Origin of the sequence: Paraglaciecola arctica (genome assembly GCF_018861065.1) — a bacterium.
Classification (GTDB): domain Bacteria; phylum Pseudomonadota; class Gammaproteobacteria; order Enterobacterales; family Alteromonadaceae; genus Paraglaciecola; species Paraglaciecola arctica_B.
On record NZ_JAHKQO010000034.1, the window covers coordinates 9,614 to 36,043 of the forward strand.

18 protein-coding genes are annotated in these 26,430 nt (G+C 40.5%); 8 read left to right on the top strand and 10 right to left on the bottom strand.

The features are described 5' to 3' along the window. The first annotated feature begins 80 nt into the window (after positions 1-80). Positions 81-1,682, top strand: coding sequence for an AMP-binding protein (locus tag KO534_RS12885; protein ID WP_215930075.1), 1,602 nt, complete (start codon positions 81-83; stop codon positions 1,680-1,682). A gap of 232 nt (positions 1,683-1,914) precedes the next feature. On the opposite strand, the gene KO534_RS12890 is transcribed toward KO534_RS12885, so the two are convergent. Then, complete coding sequence (locus tag KO534_RS12890; RefSeq protein ID WP_252732134.1) at positions 1,915-2,436, bottom strand: gamma carbonic anhydrase family protein; 522 nt, start codon at positions 2,434-2,436, stop codon at positions 1,915-1,917. 109 nt (positions 2,437-2,545) lie between these two features. Here KO534_RS12890 and KO534_RS12895 point away from each other — a divergent pair, with 109 nt between their 5' ends. After that, positions 2,546-3,181 carry a TetR/AcrR family transcriptional regulator gene (locus KO534_RS12895; protein WP_215930077.1) on the top strand — a complete coding sequence of 212 codons (636 nt, stop codon included), beginning with the start codon at positions 2,546-2,548 and terminating at the stop codon, positions 3,179-3,181. A 187-nt stretch (positions 3,182-3,368) separates the two neighbouring features. Here KO534_RS12895 and KO534_RS12900 read toward each other — a convergent pair whose 3' ends face one another. Then, positions 3,369-3,950, bottom strand: a complete 582-nt coding sequence (locus tag KO534_RS12900) for a TetR/AcrR family transcriptional regulator (protein WP_215930078.1) — start codon at positions 3,948-3,950, stop codon at positions 3,369-3,371. Between the two features lie 612 nt (positions 3,951-4,562). Here KO534_RS12900 and KO534_RS12905 point away from each other — a divergent pair. Continuing rightward, entirely contained in the window at positions 4,563-6,824 is a 2,262-nt protein-coding gene (locus tag KO534_RS12905; RefSeq protein WP_215930079.1) for a TonB-dependent receptor, read from the top strand. 573 nt (positions 6,825-7,397) lie between these two features. Here KO534_RS12905 and KO534_RS12910 read toward each other — a convergent pair. The 8 genes from KO534_RS12910 to KO534_RS12945 all read right to left on the bottom strand — a co-directional run bounded on the left by KO534_RS12910 (position 7,398) and on the right by KO534_RS12945 (position 19,336). Further along, positions 7,398-9,134, bottom strand: coding sequence for a sodium:solute symporter family protein (locus KO534_RS12910; protein WP_215930080.1), 1,737 nt, complete (start codon positions 9,132-9,134; stop codon positions 7,398-7,400). Further along, positions 9,134-9,388, bottom strand: a complete 255-nt coding sequence (locus KO534_RS12915) for a DUF4212 domain-containing protein (RefSeq protein WP_215930081.1) — start codon at positions 9,386-9,388, stop codon at positions 9,134-9,136. Before KO534_RS12915 ends, KO534_RS12910 begins: the two co-directional genes overlap by 1 nt. Positions 9,389-9,711: 323 nt before the next feature. Next, positions 9,712-11,397, bottom strand: coding sequence for a GMC oxidoreductase (locus KO534_RS12920; protein WP_215930082.1), 1,686 nt, complete (start codon positions 11,395-11,397; stop codon positions 9,712-9,714). A gap of 48 nt (positions 11,398-11,445) precedes the next feature. Next, on the bottom strand, positions 11,446-12,036 hold the full coding sequence (locus KO534_RS12925) for a gluconate 2-dehydrogenase subunit 3 family protein (protein ID WP_215930083.1): 591 nt from the start codon (positions 12,034-12,036) through the stop codon (positions 11,446-11,448). Positions 12,037-12,062: 26 nt separating this feature from the next. Beyond that, on the bottom strand, positions 12,063-12,971 hold the full coding sequence (locus KO534_RS12930) for a sugar phosphate isomerase/epimerase family protein (protein WP_215930084.1): 909 nt from the start codon (positions 12,969-12,971) through the stop codon (positions 12,063-12,065). A 190-nt stretch (positions 12,972-13,161) separates the two neighbouring features. Next, the gene (locus KO534_RS12935; RefSeq protein ID WP_215930085.1) at positions 13,162-15,618 is read right to left on the bottom strand and encodes a CehA/McbA family metallohydrolase; all 2,457 of its coding nucleotides are present in this window, start codon (positions 15,616-15,618) and stop codon (positions 13,162-13,164) included. Positions 15,619-15,643: 25 nt separating this feature from the next. Further along, complete coding sequence (locus KO534_RS12940) at positions 15,644-17,284, bottom strand: CehA/McbA family metallohydrolase (RefSeq protein WP_215930086.1); 1,641 nt, start codon at positions 17,282-17,284, stop codon at positions 15,644-15,646. Positions 17,285-17,311: 27 nt separating this feature from the next. After that, positions 17,312-19,336, bottom strand: a complete 2,025-nt coding sequence (locus tag KO534_RS12945) for an NADPH-dependent 2,4-dienoyl-CoA reductase (RefSeq protein ID WP_215930087.1) — start codon at positions 19,334-19,336, stop codon at positions 17,312-17,314. A gap of 226 nt (positions 19,337-19,562) precedes the next feature. On the opposite strand from KO534_RS12945, the gene KO534_RS12950 reads away from it, so the two are divergent. From KO534_RS12950 to KO534_RS12970, 5 genes are all read left to right on the top strand, one after another. Further along, complete coding sequence (locus KO534_RS12950; protein WP_215930088.1) at positions 19,563-20,807, top strand: alpha/beta hydrolase family protein; 1,245 nt, start codon at positions 19,563-19,565, stop codon at positions 20,805-20,807. A 356-nt stretch (positions 20,808-21,163) separates the two neighbouring features. Continuing rightward, positions 21,164-22,528: an SLC13 family permease gene (locus KO534_RS12955; protein WP_215930089.1), complete on the top strand. Its 1,365-nt coding sequence runs from the start codon at positions 21,164-21,166 to the stop codon at positions 22,526-22,528. Between the two features lie 76 nt (positions 22,529-22,604). After that, the gene (locus KO534_RS12960; protein WP_215930090.1) at positions 22,605-23,384 is read left to right on the top strand and encodes an SDR family NAD(P)-dependent oxidoreductase; all 780 of its coding nucleotides are present in this window, start codon (positions 22,605-22,607) and stop codon (positions 23,382-23,384) included. A gap of 14 nt (positions 23,385-23,398) precedes the next feature. Continuing rightward, positions 23,399-24,295, top strand: coding sequence for a 3-keto-5-aminohexanoate cleavage protein (locus KO534_RS12965; protein WP_215930091.1), 897 nt, complete (start codon positions 23,399-23,401; stop codon positions 24,293-24,295). Positions 24,296-24,357: 62 nt separating this feature from the next. After that, positions 24,358-26,430: a hydantoinase/oxoprolinase family protein gene (locus KO534_RS12970; protein WP_215930092.1), complete on the top strand. Its 2,073-nt coding sequence runs from the start codon at positions 24,358-24,360 to the stop codon at positions 26,428-26,430.

The window sequence follows — 26,430 nt, forward strand, 5'->3', positions numbered from 1 at the left end:
CAACTTGGCTATTTATACTGATTTACTATGAGTTTAATAGAAAGTTTAAATGCGGTTAGTTTTAATAAAAGTGAGGATTTATGCAACAAACTGATTCGATTGGAGCAATAGGGATAACTGACAAATACAAATCTATCTTAGAAATTTTGGATGTTGCCAGTAAGAAATATTGTAACAAGGTAGCGTTAGTGTGTGACCAGCAAGAATTAAGCTATGCAGAACTCTCACAATTATCAATTCAGTTTGCTCATTATCTTAAACTCAAAGGATTGGAAAAAGGTGATGTAATAGCGTTAGTTATGCCTAATGTTCTAGCTTATCCGATCGCTCTTTTCGCTGCATATCGTCTCGGTTTAACCGTTGTAAATATGAATCCTATGTATACGTTTTCTGAAATTTACAAAGTAGTAAGTGATTGTGAAATAAAGGCAGTGGTTGTATTTGCTCCCATGTTAGAAAACATTGCTAAATTACCCAGTTTCAACAATTTTAAATCTGTAGTTAGCGTTACACCGGGGCCGCTGAGATTGGATCAAGTTAAACAAGAATCCAGCACCCTTATCAGTTTTATTGATGCATTAAATCTTGGCAAAACAGAGTCAGAACGTAATGGTGAACTTGAGGCACTAGTTAAGACAGAGGATGTTGCCTTCTTGCAGTATACAGGCGGGACAACTGGCCAGCCAAAAGCCGCTATGTTAACCCATAGCAATATTGTTTCCTGTATCAATCAATTTGAATTAATGACACCGTATATTCAGCCTAGTACTGAAGTCGTGTTAGCGCCTTTGCCCCTTTACCATATATTTGGGTTGGTGATTGGGTTACTAAGCAGTTTATCTCAAGGGAGTACAATTTTACTTATCTCAGATCCTAGAGATCTCCCAAAAATGGCGAATTTATTTCGGGAATGGTCTATTACTATGATGTATGGAGTAAATGCGCTCTATTCTGGCTTGTATCACGCCGGTAATCTGAGTAAGAAGGATTTTGCTTCACTCAAACTCTGTGGTTCAGGTGCAACTGCTTTGTCAAAAAGTACCGCGCAAAAATGGCATGAACTGACAGGTTGCTCAATTATTGAAGGTTACGGGATGACAGAAACTTCGGGTTTGATTAGTTTCATGTCTGAAAATACAAGCACGGAATTTGGAACCGTTGGGTTAACACTACCTAATTGTGAAACAACCATTAGGGATGAGCACGAAAATATACTACTAGCCAATGTGGTGGGGGAACTGTGTGTTACGGGTCCAAATATCATGTCTGGATATTATAATGCCTCGGACGAAACAGATAATATATTTTGCGCAGACGGCGCTCTGAAGACTGGAGACCTAGCACGCATTGATGAGCATGGCTACATATGGTTGGTTGACCGTGTAAAAGATATGATCAATGTTTCTGGTTTTAATGTTTACCCTAACGAAATTGAACAAGTCATTAATTTATTCGATGGTGTATTAGAAAGCGCATGTGTCAGTGCTAAAAACGACAAGTCAGGTGAAATAGTAAAAGCATACATAGTCAGTGAGAACGGCGAAAAAATAGATACAGAAGCGCTTTTGGAACATTGTAGAGAACGTTTGGCAGCGTATAAAATTCCTAAACTAGTTGAATTAATTGCAGCTTTGCCAAAAAGTCCAGTGGGTAAAATATTAAGAAAAGATCTAAAAGAATAGCGAGTTTGCCGCGTTTTTTAGCATAATTGAGTAAATATGGCGTTGGCTACTGTCGTTAATATTTATCGGCCAATGGAATTGAAGTGTTAAGTCCTTGATAATCCTTTAGGAATAACCAAAGGGGCAATCACTGAATTATAGATTTTTTAATCTAGAGCAAAGTGGTGTGATTCTATAAAAATTTGGTTATTAGGCGCAAACAAGTAATGCTAAGTAGCCTAAGTTAGAACTTCTAGTCAAGATAAGTGTTTTTCAATTCCACATAATTTAAAGCGGATTGTTTCAGGAAAGTGACTTCATTTTCACGCAATTTTCTTGCTTGTTGCGCAGGGTTTCCTTTATATAAATATCCGCTAGCAAGCGTTTTGTTTGGAGGGATGACGCTACCAGCGGCGATTAGTACATCGCTTTCAACGGTGACACCATCCATAATGATAGCTCCCATGCCAATTAAGACACGATCACCTAGAGTGCAACCATGCAGAATGCAGTTATGACCGACTGTTACATCGTCTCCAATAATTAAAGGATTTCCGTCAGGATTATTTGGACTTTTTCGTGTCACATGCAAAATACTGCCATCTTGAATATTGGTTCTAGCTCCAATCACTATGCTATTCACATCGCCACGAATAGAAACCAAAGGCCATACACTCACGTCAACGGCAAGATTAACATCACCAATGATGACAGAAGATTGATCAATATATGTAAACTCGCCACATACAGGGGAAATGCCCAAATAAGTTCTCATGTTTTTTACCAATGTTGACGCTGTCATTTGTGTGTGGGTTTGGAAAATACATGGCAAATTTGACAATGTCAAGATTGATTGTTGGTGCATATATTGGTAATTTATTTACATGAAAAATAAGCCTTTAAAATCTTCTTATCACCACGGTGACTTACGCACAACCCTAATCAACTCTGCTATTGAAATCCTTAACGAGGATGGATTAAAAGAAGTGTCTTTGCGTAAACTAGCGGCAAAAGTGGGAGTGTCTAGAGCCGCGCCTTACAAACATTTCAAAGATAAAAATGAATTACTTTGTGCATTAGCCGAGAAAGGATTTAGGCGACTTCATGAGATCAATAAATTGGGGTTTGAAACTGTTAGTACAACTGAGCCAGGAAAGGAACGAGGGAAAATCCGTGATTTTATTCATGGATATATACAGTTTGCTGAGGAGAACCCTGAGCTTTATGATTTAATGTTTGGCCGTACAATTTGGAAAAATGAAACAAGTACAGAGGAACTTAGAGAGTCGGCCTATCCATGTTTTCAGTTTCAGGTATCTATGACAGAAGATTGGCAAAAACAGGGTCTATTACATATGACCGACAACGCTTTACGAACGTCACAGATTCTTTGGGGAACCGTTCATGGTATCGCAAAGTTATTCATTGATGGGATCTATAGCGATATAAATCAAAGAGAAGAACTTTGTGATTTTGCCGTTGAAATGTATTTGAAGAAAAAAAATGAGGAAACATGTTGAATGTTGCTTCACGTTTAAAGGGTTTGAATAGGTAGATTTTTTATACCTTTTTTGCGCATTTTCTCACACCTTTTCTCAACTCTTTTTTCACCCCTAGATTGTCACTTAGTTGCGCTAAATTTAGCAGTCGAAAAACAAGACTAAAAGTTGTAATGAACACCTTTATAGATAATGAATGAGTCATATTTTAGTTATGAAGTGCGATTACTGAATCTATATGCTTAGTTAGCGCGTTCATCGTTATAATTTGCCAATCTTCTTCTTTCATATTACGCGAAGTCACATGGTGTTTAAGGCTAACGAATCCATGCATAAATGCCCAAAATTCTATGGCAATTTTCTTTTTATCTTCCATTGTAGAATGTTCTGGAAGTAGAATTGACGCAACGTTTATCAAACGACCAAACACTTTTTCGGAAACTGCTTTGGCTGTATCAGAAGGGGAATAACCGATACTACTTTCGCCAAAGATCAGACGATAGTGCGCCTCATTCTTATCCGCGATACTCAAGTAGTTACTGACTCCTTGTAAAATGACTGTTTTAGGAGAGCACGTATTTTCATCGATATTCATTGCTGAATAAACTAACTCAAACCCTTGCATATAAAGCTCATCTAATATGCCTTGCTTACCTTTGAAGTGACTATAAATGCCAATAGTAGAAATACCGGCACGTTTTGAAATGGCTCTAACACTGAGTCCTTGTATACCTACTTCTAGAAACAATTGTGACGCCGCTTTAAGAATTTTCTGTTTTGGATTACACATTGACGAGCCTGAACGTAGCTAAATCTAGTCCCCTTGTATTGTCTCGCTGATTGGGAAGGCGATTATCATTGTGACAATACGGACCATCGCGAAACGTCAGTTGTTTCCATCTATTCATCACTTATTTATGCTCCACACCGTATACATTTTTGAGACCTTATTCGTATCAATGTGACCAGATAACGTCGATTTAATCAAGGGGAGACAGTGAGTTACTATTGAGTTACTTGGATCATTTGATCTAAAATTAGGTATGCAAGCCTTGATTAATTAATCGAATTTTTTAAATGCTAATATTTTTGACTGTGCGCGATTTTTAAGAGCTTAAATTCTATTTTCTATTATCAACAACAAAATGTCGCTCAATGAAGTTGTCCACATTTAATGCAATGTATTATTGAAGGGATTTGATAGCTAGGCATGAATTTTTGATTATTTGTGTCACAGGGTTGACGAGATAGACGTGCCCCTAAAATTCAGCTTAAAAGTACCGTTTTAATTTTAAAATAAAATCGCCCCTTCCTTTTGTTAGGCTACTATTGCCAATATCCGAACTAAGTTGGTGTTGCGTAGTGTGATTTATGCACTATTTAATTAGTAATAGGATATCTCATGAAGACACATACAAATAAAAAAACAAAAATTATAATATCAATAGTCGCTGCAATTTCAGCAAATACTTTTGCTGAAGAATTAGAAAATGAAGAAAAACCACTAATTGAAACTATTACTGTTACCGCTGATAGGCATTCGAAAAGTGCTCAAGATGTCGCTGCATCCATTTCAGCTATCAATGGTGATAATATAGAAACCTTAGGTATTCAAGATGTTGATGGATTACAGAACTTTGTGCCAGGCCTTAGCATCAAAAGTCAAGGTATTGGTACTACCTCATTTAATATCAGGGGAGTAGGCCAAGCTCAAGATGATATTACAGTAGAGTCTGGTGTGGGAGTGTTTATTGATGACATATACATCCCCAGAATGGGAGCGGCAGGCGGTACTTTGTATGATCTGGAAAGGGTAGAAGTATTACGAGGCCCACAAGGTACCTTATATGGCCGAAATACAGCCGGTGGCTCCATTAATTTTATTACAAAAAAACCAGAAGATTACTTCAATGCTAAAGTTTCCGCGACTTTAGGCAATCGAAATATACAAGAAATAAAAGCGTATATGACAGGCCCTTTGATAGACGAGAAACTTATGGCCCAAGCTTCTTTTGTGTCGAAAACTGCAGATGGTTATATGGAGAACCTGAATACAGGTAACAAAGGAAATGGTACTGATACTCAAGCTGGCCGTATAGCGCTGCAATATATTGCATCAGATGATGTTAGCCTTTTCTTTACCATTGATGCTGAAGATTCGAATCCCGATCCTACTATGATGAATATTGGCCCAGAAGATGGTTATCAATCTTTTGTTCATCAACTCTTTAATGATTTAGCCGGTTTCACTATCTTACCAGGAGAGGCGGCAACTAACTTTTATGAAACAAACATTGATAATGATGGTGAAGAAGAATTAAAAACATGGGGGCTAATGACACGTCTTGAAGTGGCTCACGATGATTTTGACGCAGCTTACATATTTGGCTATCGAGAGTCAGAGTTGGTTATGGATGCAGATAGAGACATGTCTACATTGAGTTTATTACATGAAAGACATGATGAAGACTCAGAGTGGGGAAGTTTTGAAGCGAGGTTTTCTTCTAATCCCAATGGACACTTATCATTAAACCAAAACTTAGAATGGGTCGTTGGCTATTATTACTTCTTCGAAGATTCGAGTAAAGAGGTTAACTTATATAATGAAGATGCGGCTGCCTTCGCCACTCAAGGAGCGTTTGATGGCTATACGGCATTGCAGTTTTTCCAAAAACAAGATACTGAAGCTCATGCGATTTTTGGTCAAGCCACTTATAAATTAACTGACTTTACTAGACTAACGGGTGGCGCACGTTGGACAACGGAAGAGAAAACCGCCGGTATTGCTACCAATGTCATTGATCCTGCTGGCGGCTATATTTTTGGTCCACCTAATAATGGAGGAATCATTGCCGAAATTTATGACACTGAGACAACAGAAAGTTGGGATGATTTCACAATAAAGCTGGCTGTTGAACATGATTTGAGTGACGACACTTTATTATATGGTTCATACAGTGAAGGCTTTAAAAGTGGCGGGTTTAACGGAACGTCTGCAACTAAGGCGCTCGCTGAGACGGCATTTAGCCCAGAAAACGTTACGAACTACGAGTTTGGTTTAAAAAGCGACGTAACAGAGTGGTTGCGAGCCAATGTTTCATTGTTCAATATGGATTATAAGGATCTACAAACAGCCATTATCAGTGAAGGTGGCACACCATTTATTCTGAATACAGAAGCTGATATTCAAGGTGCTGAGTTGGACATTATACTCGTACCATTTGCGGATTTATCTGTTTCAGCTAATGCCAGTTTTATCGATTCAGAATATGTGAAGTCCGAAGGTGCGCCAGAATTAATAGGTACGCAAGTAAACGGTGTACCTGAGTTTAGTTATAGTGTGGCGGCGGACTATTTTATCCCGTTATCGTCAGGTGAAATTAACTTTCATATTGATTACAGTTGGGAGGATGAAACCACTACTACGTCAACCCTTGGTACTGTTCCGAAACTGGTTAGTTGGGATGTGATTAACTTAACCTTAGGCTATACACCGTCAGACGAATCTTGGAAAGTGGCTGCTTGGGTGAAGAATGCCGCGGATTCTGAGTACTGGCTTTCAATCGGTAGCGCCACGGCATCGACATCTCCTGCCGACTCAATTGCTAGATTGCCTGCCCCTCCCATTACGTATGGAGTGAGTTTTAGTTATTTTTGGGAATAGTCGCAAAGTTAAGTTTGAAGGTGACTAACCTTCATATCACTTACACCAAATGAGTGTCTTTTTTAAGCCTTTAATTACCTTGGTGGTTAAAGGCTTTTTTGTACCTGCAACAACATTTAGTTTTGTTTTTTATCGCGGATATCTAGCTTACCTTAATGGTGCACATGCGTTTTATATTAAACTAAAGTCGGGAACATCCACTCCCCTTTACAAGGCTTTGAGCTTGTGTTGTATGTTTTCGCCTAATCTCAAAGTACCCCAAAATCTAGCCTTGTAGTCCATATAAATCTCGTCACTGAGTTAAAATTACCCTCAGTAGAGCGCGTAATGACGCAAGTGATTGAAATAACATTGACACTAAAATCGACTCCAAGCATCTTATCCAGAATTCACAAGGTTATTCTGGGTGAAAAAGGGGGACGTTATGACGTTTTTACAAATTGAGTTTTAACGCTATCGTATAAAAACGACTTAGTTGCATAGCCAATAAGGAATGTGAGTTTACCTACGTGTAATGGGGGCTTTCAACAAAGGCCAAAGAGGGGACACTTTGGCCTTAAATAGTTACAGCTATTAGTGATTACTAATGGCGCCACTTCCTCCCGGTGTGCGCATGTTTTCAACCATGTCTTGTACGTACTTGGGAGCAGGGTCAGAAAATTTAAGCACAGTAAAAGCCACTACAAAATTCACCAAGGCGCCAACCGCTCCAAACCCATTGGGAGAGATCCCAAAGAACCAATTGGGTTGCAAACCACCTAAGAATGATGTGCCAGGAATAAACATGATTCCCTTGTGTTGAAATACATAAAGTATGGTTACCCCAACACCAGAACACATGCCCGCTATGGCTGCTTTACCACTCATTTTTGTAGAAAATATACCCATCATTAATGCGGGGAATATCGATGAGGCTGCTAACCCGAAAGCCAGTGCAACAGTTCCTGCGGCAAATCCTGGTGGATTCAACCCTAAGTATCCCGAGATCAAAATCGCCAAAGTCATGACTATGCGTCCCGCCAGTAATTCGTTTTTCTCTGACAAATTGGGGGTTAATACCCCTTTCATTAAATCGTGGGATATGGAAGATGAAATAGCTAGTAGTAACCCAGCGGCCGTTGAAAGTGCAGCGGCTAATCCACCGGCAGCAACGAGTGCAATCACCCAGTTAGGTAAGTTTGCTATGGCTGGGTTGGCTAGTACGATAATGTCACGATCTACTTTTACTAGTTCGTTTGTGTCTTCATGTGCAGAATACTGTACTTTGCCGTCACCATTTTTATCTGAAAACTGTAATAGGCCCGTTTTTTCCCAATCTTTAACCCATTGTGGGCGCTCAGAATATTCCATATTTTGCCCCGCGGCGGGTTCAATGGTATTCATTAAGTTAAGACGTGCCATGGCTGCTACGGCGGGAGCGACCGTGTATAATAATGCGATGAAAATTAAGGCGTAGCCAGCAGACGATCGCGCTGCTTTGGCTGATGGAACAGTGAAAAACCTCATAATGACATGTGGTAATCCAGCCGTTCCTATCATAAGTGACAATGCAAATGCGAACATATCCAAAGAGCCATTCATATTACTGGTTGTATACTCGTTAAAGCCCAACTCAGTGACAACTTGGTCTAACTTATCTAGCAAATACACCCCACTACCGTCAGCTAAAGTAGACCCTAAACCAAGTTGTGGGATAGGGTTACCTGTAAGCTGAATTGAAATAAAAATGGCGGGAATCGTATAGGCAAAGATTAATACACAGTATTGAGCTATTTGCGTGTAGGTAATCCCTTTCATGCCACCCAATACAGCATAAAACCATACCACTGTCATACCAAAGCCTAAGCCTACTGCGTAATCAACTTCTAAGAAGCGAGAGAAAGCAACACCCACACCTTTCATTTGACCAATGATATAGGTGAGCGATGCGAGAATTAAGCAGATAACTGCCACAACTCGAGCTGTTTTTGAATAGTACCTGTCGGAGATAAACTCTGGGACGGTAAATTTACCATGTTTGCGCATATAGGGAGCCAGCAACATGGCAAGCAAAACATATCCTCCCGTCCAGCCCATAAGGTAAACAGAGCCCTCGTATCCCAAAAAGGCTATGATACCGGCCATGGATATAAATGAGGCGGCACTCATCCAATCAGCACCAATCGCCATACCATTTTGTAAGGGGGTTACGCCGCCGCCAGCCACATAAAATTCACTAGTCGAAGCTGCTCTAGCCCACCAAGCAATAGCAAAGTACAGGGCAAACGAGCCAAATACCGCGATATAGGTATATAACTTTAATTCATCCATTATGATTGCTCCGATGCGCCGTATTTACTATCGAGCTTGGTAATTTGATAGCCGTACCAAAAAACTAACCCGACAAATACATAAATTGAACCTTGTTGAGCAAACCAGAAACCCAGTTTATATCCTCCAATACGAAACTCATTGAGAGGTTCAACTAAAATCAAACCAAACCCAAATGACACTACAAACCAAATGATGAGGCATATCATGATTAAGCGCAGGTTTTCCCGCCAATACGTTGTCTTTTTTTTCACAAGAATACTCCTAGCTGTGTAAGTGATGTATTTGTAATAACTCTATTTTTGAAACAATAAGGAGTAGATATTTATCGAATGTGGACCCGATAATTTGCTAGATAGAAAATCTATTTTCAACTTAGCTAATGTGAGATTAGTGAGTCGAAATCTATATCTTACTTTGTAATTTTAATGTTGACGTTTAAGGCGTTTATTTGTAAACATTCTATTTAATTAAGGGGGAATATATAAGTGTATTGCTATATCCCTTACTCCCTAAACCAATAGCACTAGCCCGTTATAAAAATTAATTTAGTTATCAATTCATAGGTATTTTCCTCTTAGATATTTCCACGCCTTAACTCATTAACAGCATAGTTAACAGCTCTAGCCGTCAACGCCATATAGGTTAGCGAGGGGTTTTGATTGCTAGACGAAGCCATGCTTGCCCCATCTGTAATAAACAGATTAGGCACGTCATGACATTGGTTGTATGCATTTAATACCGATTTCTTGGGATCGCTCCCCATTCGGGCGCCACCCATTTCATGGATATATTGTCCCGGTGCGACAGGGGTGTCATAAGTTTCTATGTCAGTAAAGCCAGCAGCGTCTAACATTTCTTCAGCTGAGCTAATCATGTCTTTACGCATAGCTGTTTCATTGCTACTCCAATCAGCGCTAAAATGGAGCACTGGAATGCCCCATGCGTCAGTGACATCAGGATTAATGCGTACATGGTTTTCATAGCGAGGTAAACATTCGCCAGCACCACTTAAGCGCATTTGCCATACACCTGGATCTCGCAACTGCTGTTTTAACTCACTACCTATGCCTACCTGCTGGCTACCTCGAGACCAACCTAATTGTCTGCCTTGACCGCCTAGTTGGTAACCTCGAACAAAGTCAGGGTGTTTGCTTTTAACGTTTCTGAAGCGTGGAATGACGATACCGCAAGGTCGGTGACCATTGAAGTATCGGCTATCGATACCTTCTACATGTCCTCGGGCTCCTGCACCAAAGTTATGGTCCATAATGTAATGCCCTAGAACGCCGCTGGAGTTGCCTAAACCGTCAGAAAATCGAGGGGTTTTAGAATTGAAAAGTAAACGCACCGACTCAAATGCTGAGGCACATAAAAATACGATTTTACTGAAGTATTCGGTAACCTCTCTGGTTTCGCTATCAATAACGCGGACACCTGTTGCCTTATCTGTGGACTCATCAAAGATAATACTGTGAACAATGCTATTGGTAGCTAATGTTAGGTTACCTGTTCGCTTGGCTGCGGGTAGCGTAGAGCTTTGGGTGCTAAAGTATGAGCCTGCTGAACAACCTCGTGCACAAGTGCCACAATAATGGCAAGGTGGCCTTCCATTGTGTGGTGCGGTAAGTACCGCTTGTCTGGCAACGGTTAATTTTCGTTCTGGAAAATGTTGATTGATCCCTGCTCGTAATTTCTTTTCTGCGGCATTGAGCTCCATGGGAGGTAATAATTGTCCATGGGGAAGTTCATCACTTACATTGGCCTCACCGCTGATACCTACAAATTTCTCTACATAGTCATACCATGGTTCAATTTCTTTATAGTTAATAGGCCAAGGCTCTGCCAATCCGTCTTCGGCATTGGCGTTAAAGTCTCTTTCTGTCCATCTATAGGTTTGGCGAGTCCACATTAAAGAGCGTCCGCCTAGTTGATGTCCTCTAATCCAAACAAAAGGTTTATCTTTATCGTTGGTATAGGGGTTGTCTCTGTCGTTAATAAAAAAGTGGTGTGTACTTTCGTTATGTTGACCTGTAATACTCTGAATGGGTTGATCGTGTTGAAAGCGTTTACGATCTCCTTTGCCACGAAAATGGAAGTCTGGTTCGCGTTTATGTTCGGTGACATAGTCTTTACCAGGTTCAACATTACGCCCTCGTTCTAACATTAAGGTTTTAAGCCCTTTTTCTGTTAACTCTTTTGCTGCCCAGCCGCCAGTGATACCTGAACCAACTACAATTGCATCAAAATGATTGTCTTTCATGTGTTTCATTCCATCTTTTAATATGTCTGGATTACGCAAAATTTTCTGTTAATAACGAGTGAATGAGCCTGGGGGGCCTGATTTGCCAAAGTTGAATTCAGCAATGGGACCACTGTAGTTAAGTTCGTTTTCCATACCTTGCTCTGAGGTATAAAAACCAATTAAAGTCAGTTCTTTAATCCGTTTATAAAAGTATTGAATACTCGGTTCTTCTTCCTTGTTTTGCATGACTTGAGAGTCTAATAAAGTGATTTCTGCCTTGCTTTTTTCAGCTGATAGTAAAGACAAATTTCTATAGTGTTTTTGGGTGAGTCTTCGGTCATAACGTCTTAATCCCTCAATAAAATACCAACTGTCTTTATCGTCGTACCAATCGGCTAACATTAAATCAATAAACTCAGTTACACCCACATCGTTAGCGCCTGGCGTATCGGTTCTCGGAATAATTATTTCACTAATTTTTGAGACTAAATGGGCTTCGTTTTTTGATAAAAATTTAAATGTTCTAGTCTTATCATCGCTATCTTTTTGAGCCATATGATGCTTATGGGCATTCATAGTCATTTGCGCTAATAAAGAGGGGGACATTGCTAAGCTTGATGTGGCTAACAATGATTTAATCAGTTGACGGCGATCCATAAAATTACTCCTCTTATAGGCCATTTTTACTTAGATAAAGCGATTTCATCTCGTGTTTTTTCTAGTAGGGCTTTGGTAAGTAAAACGCCTTCTAGAGGCGTTTTTTTGCAACCCTCCCATTCAATACCTACATAGCCTCTGAATCCCGAGTCATAGACTATTTTCATCATGCGAGCATAATCGATGTACTTTTCTTTACCTTTAGGATCAAAATCTAGACTTTTTGCGCTGACTGCTTTGGCATAAGGCATGATGACTTCCACACTTTTATAGGGGTCGTCATAGCGAAAATTATTTAAATCTGGCAAGGTGCCGCAATTTTCCATATTGACCGTGTCCATCACCTCTTTTATAAAGTCGGCCTTATAGGAAAAGTCACTTCCCCATAGGTTTTCAACAATAATGTTGATACCCAAAGGTTTGGCGAATTGACTTATTTTACTTAGGCTATCGCTTACTAAATCCAGTTGTTGTTGACGGGTACCACCAGAACGGGCGTTGACTCTGATTGATTGGCAACCTAGATGGTGGGCTGCTTCAACCCATCGAAAATGCGCGTCTATGACACTTTGGCGTTTAAGTGGATCAACGTTACCAATGCGTCCTTCTTTGTGACACATGATCATTTCATTTTTTACGCCAAGCTCGTCGCTTACCCTTTTGATTTGTTTTAAGGCTTGCGGATTTTTATAAATGTCCAGCATAAAATCACTTAGGTAATCTATGCCATAGATGCCTAGTTTCTCAGCAGCAAATATTGGGAATTCAGCGGTTTTCATTTCGCCACTATAAAACTGACGTTGAAATGACCATTGGGCGATAGATATTTCAAACCAGCTTTTGGGTCTTGAGTCAATTGAAAATGATGTTGGCAACACAGCCAGCGCCGACAATGACGCAGCAAATTTCAAAAATTCACGCTTTGAATTTTCCATTATCACCCCGATGAAATAATATTCATGATTGAATTTTAATAAAGGTATAACGTTATAATGCTAGGTCGGTAGAGACACCCCTCTTTATAAGGGGGTGATTGACGTAGATTGCTTTTTTTTGTTGTGTTGTTACTTAAAATTAAAATTAAAATTAATATTTATATTTATCATATAGATATAGTTTTTTAGATTATTCGATTTCTGTTTCGACTAGTATTGCTTGATAGGCTTTTTTAGCCTTTTTATAATCTTGAAAAGCCGCGGCCTTTTCAGACTCTTTAATATCTCCTGACTTGATTTTCCATAGTCGGTCAACCAATGACAACAACCATTTTGTACTGCGTTTTGATGCTCTAATCGGCTTATCTTTGACTAAAACAAAATGTGGGTTGGTATGTGAACTGGGGAAAATTCTTAAGGCTACCCAACTTGAATATTCTATGTGATAGTTAAATTTCACGTCATTCCAATCACCGTTGGCTTCGATGATTTGTGTATCAACTGGTACGCCGTTAACAATAAGTTCGACATACACTTCTCGTGTTTGGGCCAGACGAGCACGCTCTATATCCCAAGCAGGTTGCCGTTGTGGGCTACTGTTTGCGATAAAAAGTCCTAATTCGTTCTGTTGTTTGGGTAAATAAGCCGAAACTTTGGCCTGAATTGTAATGTTTTTATTCTTAGTCAAATGTACTTCACTGTTATCAATGCCTAGCTCTTTACCTTCAACATAAACATCAATTATATGAGAACGTCCATCGCTGACATAACTACGGCCATTTTCCATTTGTTGAATGTAGTTATCAAAATTTAAGTTCTTGTCTAATTTAGCATAACCACGAGATACCCCTATTTTTTCATGGGAGATACAAGGAAAGTCGCTTTCTCCTACTAAACGGGTACGAAAACCAGAATTTAATGCATGATACCAAGTATTGAGTTCTTGACTCGGAACGGTATCTCCCACGCCATAAAGATCGACTGTTTGTTGGGGGAGGGTAACGATATATTCATTTGCGCCTATACCACTCATTTGTGGTATTGCGTAGTTAGGCAAAGCATAAGTTTGATGATCGGGCAACATACCCCAGCCAGTATGTACATAGCCTGTAGATGCGCCTTGTGATTTTGCCCATTTTAGAATCGGGGCTGTCCAGCTTGGCCATTCTTCAAGCGTTTGAGTGTTAGGGTAGTCATCTTCTGTTAAATTCCATAAACCTAAATGCCCGAGGTGCGCGGATGGCATTTCAGATACCTCAACGTCATAACGCAAAAGGTTGTTATGAGTGGCAAAAGGATGAGTTTTTTGTTGTTCAAAATATTTTTTTTGGTCGTACCAACCAACGCCCCAATTAAGCACTGACGTTACGTTTAAATCTTCGCCTAACGCTTGACGCCAAATATATTCAGGAGGCACGCCGTTTGTAGGAGTTTCATAGTGTTTGCAGCCAGAAGCATGAACATGAAGATCTGAGCTATACCAGCCCAATTCGCTTAAATTTGTCCAACGTTTTAATTGAAAGTTTTCTTGTTGGACCTTGGTACCTTCTGCAACTGAAATAAATTTTTTTTGCGCTAAATACTCAGGTCCGCGAGTAAACTCAATTTCATAGTTGCCAGCGGGTAAGTAAACATATTCACCATGCTTTCTGTATATTTGGGCTTGAAAATAAAAATCAGGAAATCGATCTTTAATGGGAAGCCGCATTGAGGGGAGGGGGTATATTCCAGTTAAGCGTTGCCCTGCTTTAACACTATTTCTATACCTACGGTCATGCCAAATCCTTTCCCAAGGACGTCTTAAGGCAAATCGTCTGCGGTAATCTTTAGGCAAAGGGTTGGTATCGCCATTTCGTCTAAACCTTGATACTCCGTCAGAAATAGTAAATGCCGCAACTGGAGAACCATTGCTTTGATCTTGTATATTAAAAATAACTTTAGTCGCGGCTTTTATTGGAAGCTCTAAAATTACAGGTTGTTTAGATATTACTTCTTTTTCAGGTGTTTTTTCGCTTATAAATTCACTGTAAAAAGTTGCGGTTTTTGTGCCCTTTTCACGAGTGTAAATTTGTAAAATACGGTATTCGACAGGAAAGGTAGATAAGGTGCTTGATAAAGGCGTATCGCGATAGATTGCAAGTTCTAAAAAGCTAGTATCAATGGTTTTATCATCAATAAAATGTTCTTGAAGTGCGTATTGTTCACCTACAGACTTGTGGTAAATAGGCAGTGCATTGGGGCTTGAAATGATGACATCACCTTTAAGCCTATGTGGATTAATGACTTTAATTAAATAATTAGCCCAGCCAGCTTGAGTTACTAATGGGGTAGCGTTACCTTTTACGATGTTAACTTGGCTCGTTGCAGATAGTGTCACTTCAAACACGGTCAAGCTATCTAAGGTATCGACTAACTTTTGCCGGTTTGCTTTCAACAATTCCTGGTTATTGTTAGCGGTTAATATAGCGGTTAATTTAGGCGTGTCAGTGTTTAATTGCTTAAACGCCTGCGCAAGATTTTGGGCGTGTAGTTGTATATATGAGTCATAGGGAGTCGCCGCTACATTGACTTTTTGCATCGTTTGAGCCGCAAGGCTAAATGCGAACAGTATATTCAAAATGACAGCGATTTTCAGGATGGTATTCATTTGAAGAACTCGTCGAATGAGATGATTATTGATTTTCTAGTGCTTGTATTTTTTGTTGATAAATTGCCATCATTTTATTTAACCATTTTACAAAACTAGGGCGTTGTTGTTGTGGCACAAACTCAGCAGAAGTGAGTTGTTCTATGCGCGAAAGGTTTTGTTGATAAAGGGTCAATAATTCGTCCGGTGCGGCCAAAATATCAGCATTGTTAACGGTAATATAAATGGGCGAACTGTGAGCGATGGCGCCGTTGTGCGCGCGAGCTTCTGCAATAAACCAGCGACTATGATCAGCCTTTAACTCTAGGTTAAATTCAAGCGAGTCACCTTTTGTATTTTCTGCATCAAGTTTATGTATGACGTCTCCCATCGAAATCAACGAGAGTGCTTTAGGTATACCAATGTTCTTATTACCTTGAGCACGCACCGATATTTTTTGTGCATCTGCCACTTTGAGATGCAAGTCGCTGCCTATTGTTTCACCATTAATGGTAAAGCTAAGTATTGGACCTTGAGTAATAAAGGTTTTTCCTGCTTTAACGGCTTGGTACCACTTACTCGGAGTTAGCTTATTGTTTTCACCGATAAACGCATAGGTTCTATTATCGCCAATATGACCGCCCCAAGGAAAGTCCGACCCCGCAGTTAAACTTAAACGGGCACCTATATTAAGGGCATCGTAATAATGCTGTGGGTTGAATATTCCGTCATTGTCTAATAGTTCAACAAAATCCACTAAACCTTCGGCGAGTAACAGAGCGCCTGCATTTTTGGCGTAAAATTTATCACCAAAAAAATGTGCTATGCCAGTTAACGCTCCATCTTTTCGAGCTTGTTTAAAGATAGTGTCGTAGCGGTAATAGTCTCCAGTATTTCGGTATAATTTTTGAGTGTTTAATAAAATTGTATGGCCAAGCTCTGAGGTTCTTGGTTCTTCTTGTCCTGGGACTAACCAATAATTGTTTTCTTGCACTATTCCTGTGTCCCCTAAAGCATATTGGGGGAAGTGCATTTGCTTGGCGTCACCCATCACTAATACACTGGAAACATGGATGTCCTCTGCTTGCGCGGCCCATAATAATTCACGATCGTCTTTTGCACTATTGCGAGCAGCATGTACATGGGTATCTCCTGACCACCAACCCTGTTGTGGCATGTTTACAAAGCGTTTTAGTGAGATATCAAGAGAGGTTAATTTATCTTTATTAATTTCAAAGGTTAGGGTCTGTGGGGTATATTCAATGCCTTTACCGACTAATATTTGATACTTACCAACAGGCAATACCAGTTTAGCGTGTCCTAGAGTATGAATGGGAAATTTGGTTTTCCATTGTGGTCGGTTAGATCTTTGTAATGATAATCTAGGGTTAGGTAAAAACTGTTGTTCTAAAACAATATATTGCCAAGAATCAGCGTATTTAATACTGATGAATGCTGGTGTGGGATGATTGTGTTCGTCCTTTATCATAACATCAAGACTTCCTTGTTCAGCTGAAGGTGAGATTAATCTTTGATAGTCATTTGGGGTAAAAGTTATCTCTCCATGGTCATGTTTCACCCCTTTATGTGCTAAAGCTGAGGCACAATTAAACACTAAGACACACATACACAATGAAACACAAAGGTTAACGTGCAGCTTAAATTTTGTGTGGTTGAATAACGTCATGTGCCTTGTCCTGTCACAATGAAATTGTTATAGGCTAACGGCTAATCGAGTACCTTGATCAATCGCTCGTTTTGCATCAAGTTCCGAAGCTAAATCTGCACCACCAATTAAACGGAATGGGATAATTAAATCATTCGTTAATTCGTTTTGAGATAGCTGGCCTGCACAAACAATAACGTTATCTACTGGCAATAATTGCGCTTGTCCATTCACTACAATATGCAAGCCAGCATCATCAACTTTTTTGTATTGGCAACCAGATATCATTGTCACTTTTTTATTTTTTAATCCAGTGCGATGAACCCAACCTGATGTTTTACCTAACCCAGCCCCTACCTTAGTTTCCTTGCGCTGTAATAAATATACTTCGCGTTTAGGAGGCGTTATTTTGGGCGTAATACCTTCAATGCCACTGCGCGCTGTAAATGTCATGTCGACTCCCCATTCCTCCATGAACGCCGGGATACTTAAGCTGGTGGCTTCGCCGTCATGTACTAAATATTCAGATACGTCAAAGCCTATTCCGCCCGCTCCAATAACGGCTACTCTTTTACCAACAGTTTTTTTATCTCTAATGGCATCAAGGTAGCTGAGTACTTTAGGATGATTGGCACCTTCAATGTTCAATTCTCTTGGCTTAATCCCAGTAGCTACAATTACTTCGTCAAAATTGCTACTATTTAATTCACTTGCCGTTACTCGGTGGTTAAGCTTCAATTTGACAGTGCTTAATTCAAGTTGCTTTTTGAAGTAGCGAATTGTTTCGCTAAATTCTTCTTTACCAGGTATCTGTTTCGCAATATTGAATTGACCACCTATTGCATTGTCCGCATCGTATAAAGTCACTTCGTGACCACAGGCCGCAGCGGTTAAAGAAAATGCTAATCCAGCTGGTCCAGCTCCTACTACTGCCAATTTCTTTACATGGATTGTTGGTTCTATATTGAGCTCAGTCTCATGGCAGGCTCTTGGATTGACTAAACAACTGGTCATTTTTCGACTGAATACGTGGTCCAAACATGCCTGGTTACAACCGATACAGGTATTAATTTCATCAGACTTATTTGCCGCGGCCTTATTGACAAAATCAGCATCTGCAAGGAAAGGACGAGCCATGGATATCATGTCGGCATCGCCTCTTTGTAAGACTGTCTCTGCGACTTCTGGCGTATTAATACGATTTGAGGTGACCAGAGGAATGGACAGTTCTTTTTTAAATTTTGCTGTGACCCAGGTAAACGCCGCCCGAGGCACTTTAGTGACAATTGTTGGAATTCTGGCCTCATGCCAACCAATGCCGGTATTGATTATGCTAGCTCCGGCTTTCTCAATGGCTTTACCTAAAGTAATGATTTCATCATGGCTGCTACCTCCTTCAACCAAATCAAGCATGGATAAACGATACACAATGATAAAGTTTTCGCCTACTGCTTCTCTGACGCGCCTCACAATTTCCACTGGCAATCGCATTCTGTTAGCGTAACTCCCGCCCCAGTCATCATCCCGTTGATTAGTGCGTTTGGCTAGAAATTGGTTGATGAAATAGCCTTCAGAGCCCATTATTTCAACGCCGTCATAATTCGCTTTTTGTGCTCGCACTGACATGCTTACAAAGTCTTGTATCTGTTGTTCAATCTCTTGTTCCGTTGCCGCAGAAGGTCTTACTGGATTAATAGGCGCCTGAATAGCAGAAGGGGCAATAGGATTATTATTAAATGCATAGCGACCTGTATGCAGAATTTGCATACATATTTTGCCACCTTCGTCGTGTACAGCTTTAGTGATTTGTTTGTGGGATTCAATATCTTCGTTTGTACTAAACCCTGTGGTATGTTCTGACGTACCACCTCGGATGTTGGGACCAAAACCTCCGGTTATGATTAAGGCTACTCCACCCCTTGCACGTTCTGCAAAAAAAGCAGCCATTCTAGCGTATCCGTCTTTGGCTTCTTCAAGGCCTGTATGCATAGAGCCCATAATGACTCGGTTGCGAAGGGTTGTGAATCCCAAATCTAACTCAGATAATAAATGTGGGTAGTTACTTGTCGACATGAATTTAGCTCCATAAAAATCAAATAATTTCAATTGTTTAAATTGATTTATGCATTTCTAATCATAAAAATTGCAATGTAATGGGTTAGTGTGAGAAAGGCCCCTCTCATTTGGTGGGGGAAAAATATTTTTTGCGAACCTCCCAAAAGGGGGGGCGAAAAAAGCGGGTGTATATGTATTGTTTAAACCTTACTCATGACCATGAAAACGATTAAGGAAGTTTCCTATGAAAAAAAGTAGTCTGCGTTATTGCGCATATGTGTTTGGTGCTATGTTTAGTCTATTGGTATTACCTCAAGTATCGGCAATCGAAGGTGCACCACCACCTGGTTCTGTTTTATCTAAAAGTCGTTTAGACGGCTTGGTTGCTAAATTGGGTGATCGAGAAATCGCTGAAAATACTGTGGCTAAAGTAAAAGGCATTGTGGGGGATGGCCCTGGTGTTTGGTCTTATGAGTGGCGTTTGTTAGGGGAACAGTACGAAGCAAAAGCTGCAGCTGAACTTAAAAAAGGCGATAAAGACGCAGCGTTAGAGAATTATCATAAAGCCTTAGCTGTATTTCGAATTGGGTACTTACCAGGTAATTTCACTCCTGCTGAACGTAGATCTTATGATGGTTTTAGAAGAATGGCTGCAAAAATAAACGAGCATTTAGAGTTTCCATTTGAAGAGCTAAGGATCCCCTTTGAAGGTAAGGAGATTGTTGTGCATTTATACAAGCCTAAAGGTGTTAAGAAACCACCTTTTGTCTTGTACACAGGCGGCACCGACGGTTCGAAGGAAGAAAGTTACATGACCACGCAGATTTTAGGTTCGAAAGGTGTAGCTGTAGTCGCATTTGACCTCGCTGGAACTGGGGAGAGTATGGCATGGAATGCTAGGCCTGATTCTCATAAGCTACATAAACACATACTCGATTATTTCGAAAAAACCGATGAGTACGATTTTTCTCGTGTTGGTTTAATAGGTGGAAGTTTTGGTGGGTACTATGCACTTAAGATGGCAGCTGAAGATGACAGGTTATCAGCGGTGATAAATCACTGCGGATTAGTACATTCTGCTTTTGATATTCCTACTCAAGCGTTGCCATCAGTATTAAGAACGTCGCCTGGCACTATGGTTTATTCAGCCATAAGACGTATGGGATTTGATCCTGAATATATCGCAATACCCGGCAATGCAAATACCGAAAAAGGCAAGAAATTCAGCGAGGTTGCCAATTCATTTTCACTTGTTAATCAAGGGATCGTAGGTACAGGTAAAGAAACAATTTCTGTGCCGTTATTAATTGTGAATGGCAGTCGAGACCCAGTTGTGTCTATGGACGACATAAAATTAGTTGAAGATGCGGCTACTAATAGTGAAACATGGATTTTGGGACGCGCCTCTCATTGCGCACCTAATTATATGGCAATTGCTAAACCTGATATGATGGATTGGTTATTGGATAAACTTAACCAAAATAAATAACAGTTAATTATTACCCTCTCAATTTATGTATCTAAAAGCGGCTTGATTTAATGCCGCTTTTTCTTTTTAAGATCCAGTTGTTATTCGTAATCAAGTATTATCTAGCCGCTCATTTAAGGGGGTTCCCCTTGGTACTCGGCATTATTTCTAACTTATTTATCAATCCCCCTCCTTTGGTAGGTTCTTTTATTTCGCGTCCCTTTATCCTAGTTCAAGGTTGCAGTTTATCTGTTTTAGTCTTCATCGAAGGCAGGTTTTAAAAAGAATATTTAATCAATATGCTAGAGATAAAATCAGTTCCAACTCATAAGAAAATAGGTCTTATTTTAGGGCCTTCATTGTTTCTATGCGTCTTAATGTTTCATTGGGGTGGGGCAACAACCAATGCTGCACTTGCTGCTGGAGTGACCATGTGGGTAGCCGTTTGGTGGGCAACTGAAGCGGTTCCTATTCCTATTACTTCATTATTGCCTTTAGTACTTTTCCCACTTTTAGAAATAGAAAATATTCAGCAAGTCACTAAGTCATATACAAGCCCAGCAATTTACCTGCTGATAGGTGGGTTTATTCTTGCGTTAGGACTACAAAGGTGGGGATTACATCGACGGATCGCTTTGTTTATTTTACAAAGCTTGGGGAGCACTCCCACTAGAATAGTATTGGTTTTTATGTTGGTAACTGCATTCTTGAGTATGTGGATTAGCAACACCGCTACGACTCTGATGATGCTACCCATAGCGACGTCAGTGGCGTTAATTATTTCCAACGAAAAAAATAAACGAAAGAATGACTTTACCGTTGTATTGCTTTTGTCAGTAGCTTATTCCGCCAGCATTGGTGGTTTTGGCACCCTTGTTGGCACCCCCCCGAACATTTTAATGGCCGGTTTTATGAAAGACCATTACGGTATAACCATTGATTTTGTTGATTGGATGCTTTTTGGTATTCCTCTGGTTTTAATCTTGTTACCAACGGCATGGTTTGTACTAAGTTTTATCGTTTTCCCTATCCATAAAATTGATATAGATAATAATTTACTTAAGAAAACCATCAGTGAGCAATATGAAGGTTTAGGAGATATCAGTTTAGCTGAGAAAAGGATGTCTTTGGTTTTTGTCGCAGTAGTTATACTTTGGATATCCAAAAAGTGGCTTATCGCGGTGACTGGTCTTGAGGGGATCTCGGATACAGGAATAGCCATTACCGGTGCCATTTTACTGTTTGTCATACCCGCTTCTAAAGGTAAACCCCTAATGGACTGGGATTATGCCAAGCAATTACCTTGGGATGTGGTTTTATTATATGGCGGTGGCATGGCTCTGGCTTCCGTTATCACATCAAGTGGCTTAGCCAGTTCAATTGGTAATCACATGTTTGGTATGGGGGATTGGCACCTTTTAGCCCTAGTGTTTGCAATTACTCTGATTGTTTTACTGCTGACAGAGCTGACCAATAATTCCGCTACTGTTGCGACTTTTATGCCTATTTTAGGTGGCTTGTCTGTCGCTACAAATTACCCACCACTGCAATTAGCTGTACCCGCTGTATTAGCCGCAAACTGTGCCTTTATGTTGCCGGTAGCCACGCCTCCTAATGCGGTTGTTTATGGTAGCGGCAAAGTAACCATAGCTGAAATGGCAAAAGGAGGGGTACTCATCAATACCTTGTGTTTATTGCTTATTCCTCTGGCTTGTTACTTTTTATTGCCACTAATATTTTAGTTTTCAAAACATTCGCATCTGCAAGTTATTGAATAATTGAGATTATTTTCATTTTTATTAAAAGGTTTTAAACATCATGTCTCATGAAAAAAAATTAGAAAACAAAGTGGCTTTCGTCACTGGAAGTTCATCAGGAATTGGTAAAGCTGTGGCATTAAAGTTTGCGCAACAAGGTGCAAAAGTGGCAGTCATTGCTAGCTCTGATATAGAAAAATCGCAACGTGTTGTGGCTGAAATAACCGCTGCTGGCGGAACTGCTCATGCGTTTGTATGCGATGTCGCTAGTCCTATTTCTCTCAGTAAGACAGTGCAAGAAGTCTTAGGGGTATACGGAACCGTTGACATTCTTGTCAATGCCGCTGGGGTTTACTTCCCGACTAAAATCCATGAAACCAGTGAGAGTCAATTCGACCAAATGGTAAATACCAACTTCAAAAGTGTGTTTTTTGCTATTGATGCGATTGCGCCTATTTTAAAAGCCAAGGAATCTGGAAAAATTATTAACTTTTCATCAGTTGCCGCGGTTGTGGGCTCCAAAGACTACGGCCTATATTGTGCCGTGAAGGCTGGTGTTTCTGCGCTCACCAAAACCTTCGCATTACAACTCGCACCATTTAACATCAATGTTAATGCCATCGCGCCTGGTAATACAGCCACACCTATCAATGAGCATATTCGACATAACCCAGAATTTGCTGAACGCCGCGCCATGATCGATGCCTCAACACCGAGTCGACGCAAGTTTTCAACCCCAGAAGATATGGCTAATGCCGTTTTGTTTTTAGCGAGTGAAGATAGCCGAGCGATGCATGGCACGACTGTTTTATTAGATGAAGGCCGCGCTGCGGGCATGTAACTTAAGGATTTATAATGAATTTTTCAGAAAAAGTAATTTTAACCTGTGCCGTAACTGGTGGCAGCAGCTACAACAAAAAGCATCCTAATTTTCCGGTCACTCCTAAAGAAATCGCGGGATCAGCTATTGAAGCAGCTAAAGCTGGAGCCTCAGTAGTGCATCTGCATGTTAGAGATCCAATTACCGGAGAAGGCTGTCAAGATCCTGCTCTTTACCGTGAAGTAGTTCAGCGTATTAGAGATGATGCCACTGACGTGGTTATCAATTTAACCTGTGGTGGCAACGCAAGATTCTACCCTGATCCTCTAGACGAGAGTAAAGCCGGTCCAGGTACAAACGTCAAAATGGTTGAAGAGCGTATTTTGCATATTGCAGAAAACTTACCCGAAATATGTTCTCTAGATGTCACTACGGCAAATCAAACTGATGGCGAGCAAGAATTCGTTTATCTAAATACCACTCGTACATTGAAAAATATGGCGATGCGTTTCAAGGAACTGCAAGTAAAACCAGAAATGGAGGTATTCCAAGCTGGGGATATTCTTTTCGCAAATCAGATGGTTGCGGATGGAATTATTGAGGGTATTCCCATGTATCAATTTGTTCTAGGGGTGAAGTGGGGGGCTCCGGCTACTCCAGAAACCATGATGTACATGCGCAATCTTGTGCCTAAGGAAGCCTGTTGGGCGGGGTTTGGATTGGCGCGTTTACAAATGCCAATGGTTGCACAAGCCTTGTTACTTGACGGCAATATTCGTGTTGGCCTTGAGGATAATCTCTATTTAAAGCGTGGGGTTTTTGCCACCAATGGACAGCTTGTTAATCGCGCTGTTGGTTTAGTTGAGGCCGTAGGTAAAGAAGTGGCTACACCGACAGAGGTGCGCGCTAAATTTGGCTTGAAAAAGCAATAAAGTTGGCTTGCGGGTTTATTCAAAAATAATCACGATTTTTTTAACAAAATGAGAACGTAAATATGAGATTTGCAACAGATACCGGTGGCACATTCACAGATTTGGTTATTGAAGATGACCAAGGGAATCTGCACATGTACAAATCCCCCACCACACCAAATGATCCAGTTGCAGGTGTTCTAAACGCGTTGCAAGTAGCAGCTGATGATATGGGACTTTCGTTAGATGCGCTAATGTCTAAAGGAGATACCTTTATTCACGGTACTACTCATGCGTTAAACGCCATTATTGAAGGTCAAACAGCTAAAACCGCATTCATTACCACTAAAGGCCATAAGGATATCTTATTGATGCGAGAAGGTGGCCGCCTTGAGCCATTTAACCATGCTCAGCAATATCCTGCTCCTTATATACCTCGCTCATTAAGTTATGCGGTTTCTGAGCGAATTCATGCTGATGGAAACATTCAAGAATCGTTAAAGGAATCAGATGTTCTAGAGGCAATTGAAGCGATCAAAAGCAACAAGGTCGAAGCGGTTTCTGTTTGTTTATTGTGGTCTGTTGTTAATCCCACTCATGAACTGGAAATTGCCAAATTATTGGAACAACACTTACCAGGTATTCCTTATTCGCTATCTCACCAACTGAACCCTGTTATGCGAGAATATAGGCGAGCTTCAGCAACCAGTATTGACGCCTCATTGAAACCTCTTATGTCGTCTTACCTGGGTGGGTTAACAGAAAGGTTACGTAATGCAAACTATAAAGGACGTATTTTAGTATTAACCTCCCAAGGTGGAATGTTAGATGCGGAATTACTGGCTCAAACACCTATCCAAGTGCTTAACTCTGGCCCAGCCATGGCGCCAGTTGCTGGTGGGTATTACGGTAGTGTCGATGACATTGAAGGAAAAAATCGAGATATTATCGTCGCCGATACTGGGGGAACTACATACGATGTAAGTTTGGTAAGAAATGGGGTGATACCGCTGACTCGAGAGATGTGGATAGGTAAGCCTTATCTAGGCCATATTACTGGATTCCCGTCAGTTGATATTACCAGTGTTGGCGCGGGTGGCGGAAGTATTGCTTGGGTCGACGCTGGTGGCATCCTGCATGTTGGGCCACAAAGCCAAGGGGCTAAGCCAGGCCCAGCCTGTTATAATTTAGGTGGAGACAAAGCAACAGTAACCGATGCTGCAGTGGCTTTAGGCTATATTGACCCTGATTTTTTCTTAGGTGGAAAAATGCAGCTAGACGGAGAGGCTTCTAAACGAGTCATTCAGCAAAATGTAGCAAATAAATTAGGTATTTCTTTATTGCAGGCATCTGCAGCCATTATTAAGTTAGCCACCGAAAATATGGCTCAGGCCATTATTGATATCACTGTAAATCAAGGTGTCGATCCCACTCAATCAGTGTTAATTGGGGGCGGGGGAGCTGCTGGCTTAAATTCAATATTCATTGCTCGAAGACTTGACTGTCCTGAACTTATCGTACCTGAAGTTGGCGCTACAATGAGTGCCGCTGGAGCCACCATTGCTGACTTAAGCGCAGATTACCACAGAGCATTATTCGTACGTAGTAATGACTTCGATTTTGAGAGCGCGAATATTTTATTATCCGAATTATATTCACAATGTCAGGCTTTTATTGATGCCTCTGGGCAAGATTCCTTTGAACAAAGCATCGAATTCTCGGTTGAAGCCCGTTATGAAAACCAAGTGTGGGAAATTGATATTCCACTTTCCAATATTCTCATCATCGGTGTCGATGAGCTAAATCAAATAGTAGAAGAATTTCATCGTTCTCACGAACGCTTGTTTTCTTTTTCAGACCCCAACTCAGCCATAGAGATCGTTAATTGGAGTGCAAAAGTACGTTGCCGATTGCGAAGTGAACATGCAGGTAGGTTGGTTGAAGAACAAAGCGACAATTTGTTAATGACCAAGCGTAAAACGTATTTTGATGGCTATGGCTCTGTGGAAACGCCCATATACCGTTTTTCCGCGATGCCTATTGATAAGATTTTTAAGGGACCCGCCATAGTGGAGTCGCCCTTTACTTCAATTGTGGTTGATCCAGTAGCGACCTTTACTCGCAGTTTAACTGGCAATTTAATTATAAAACCTTGA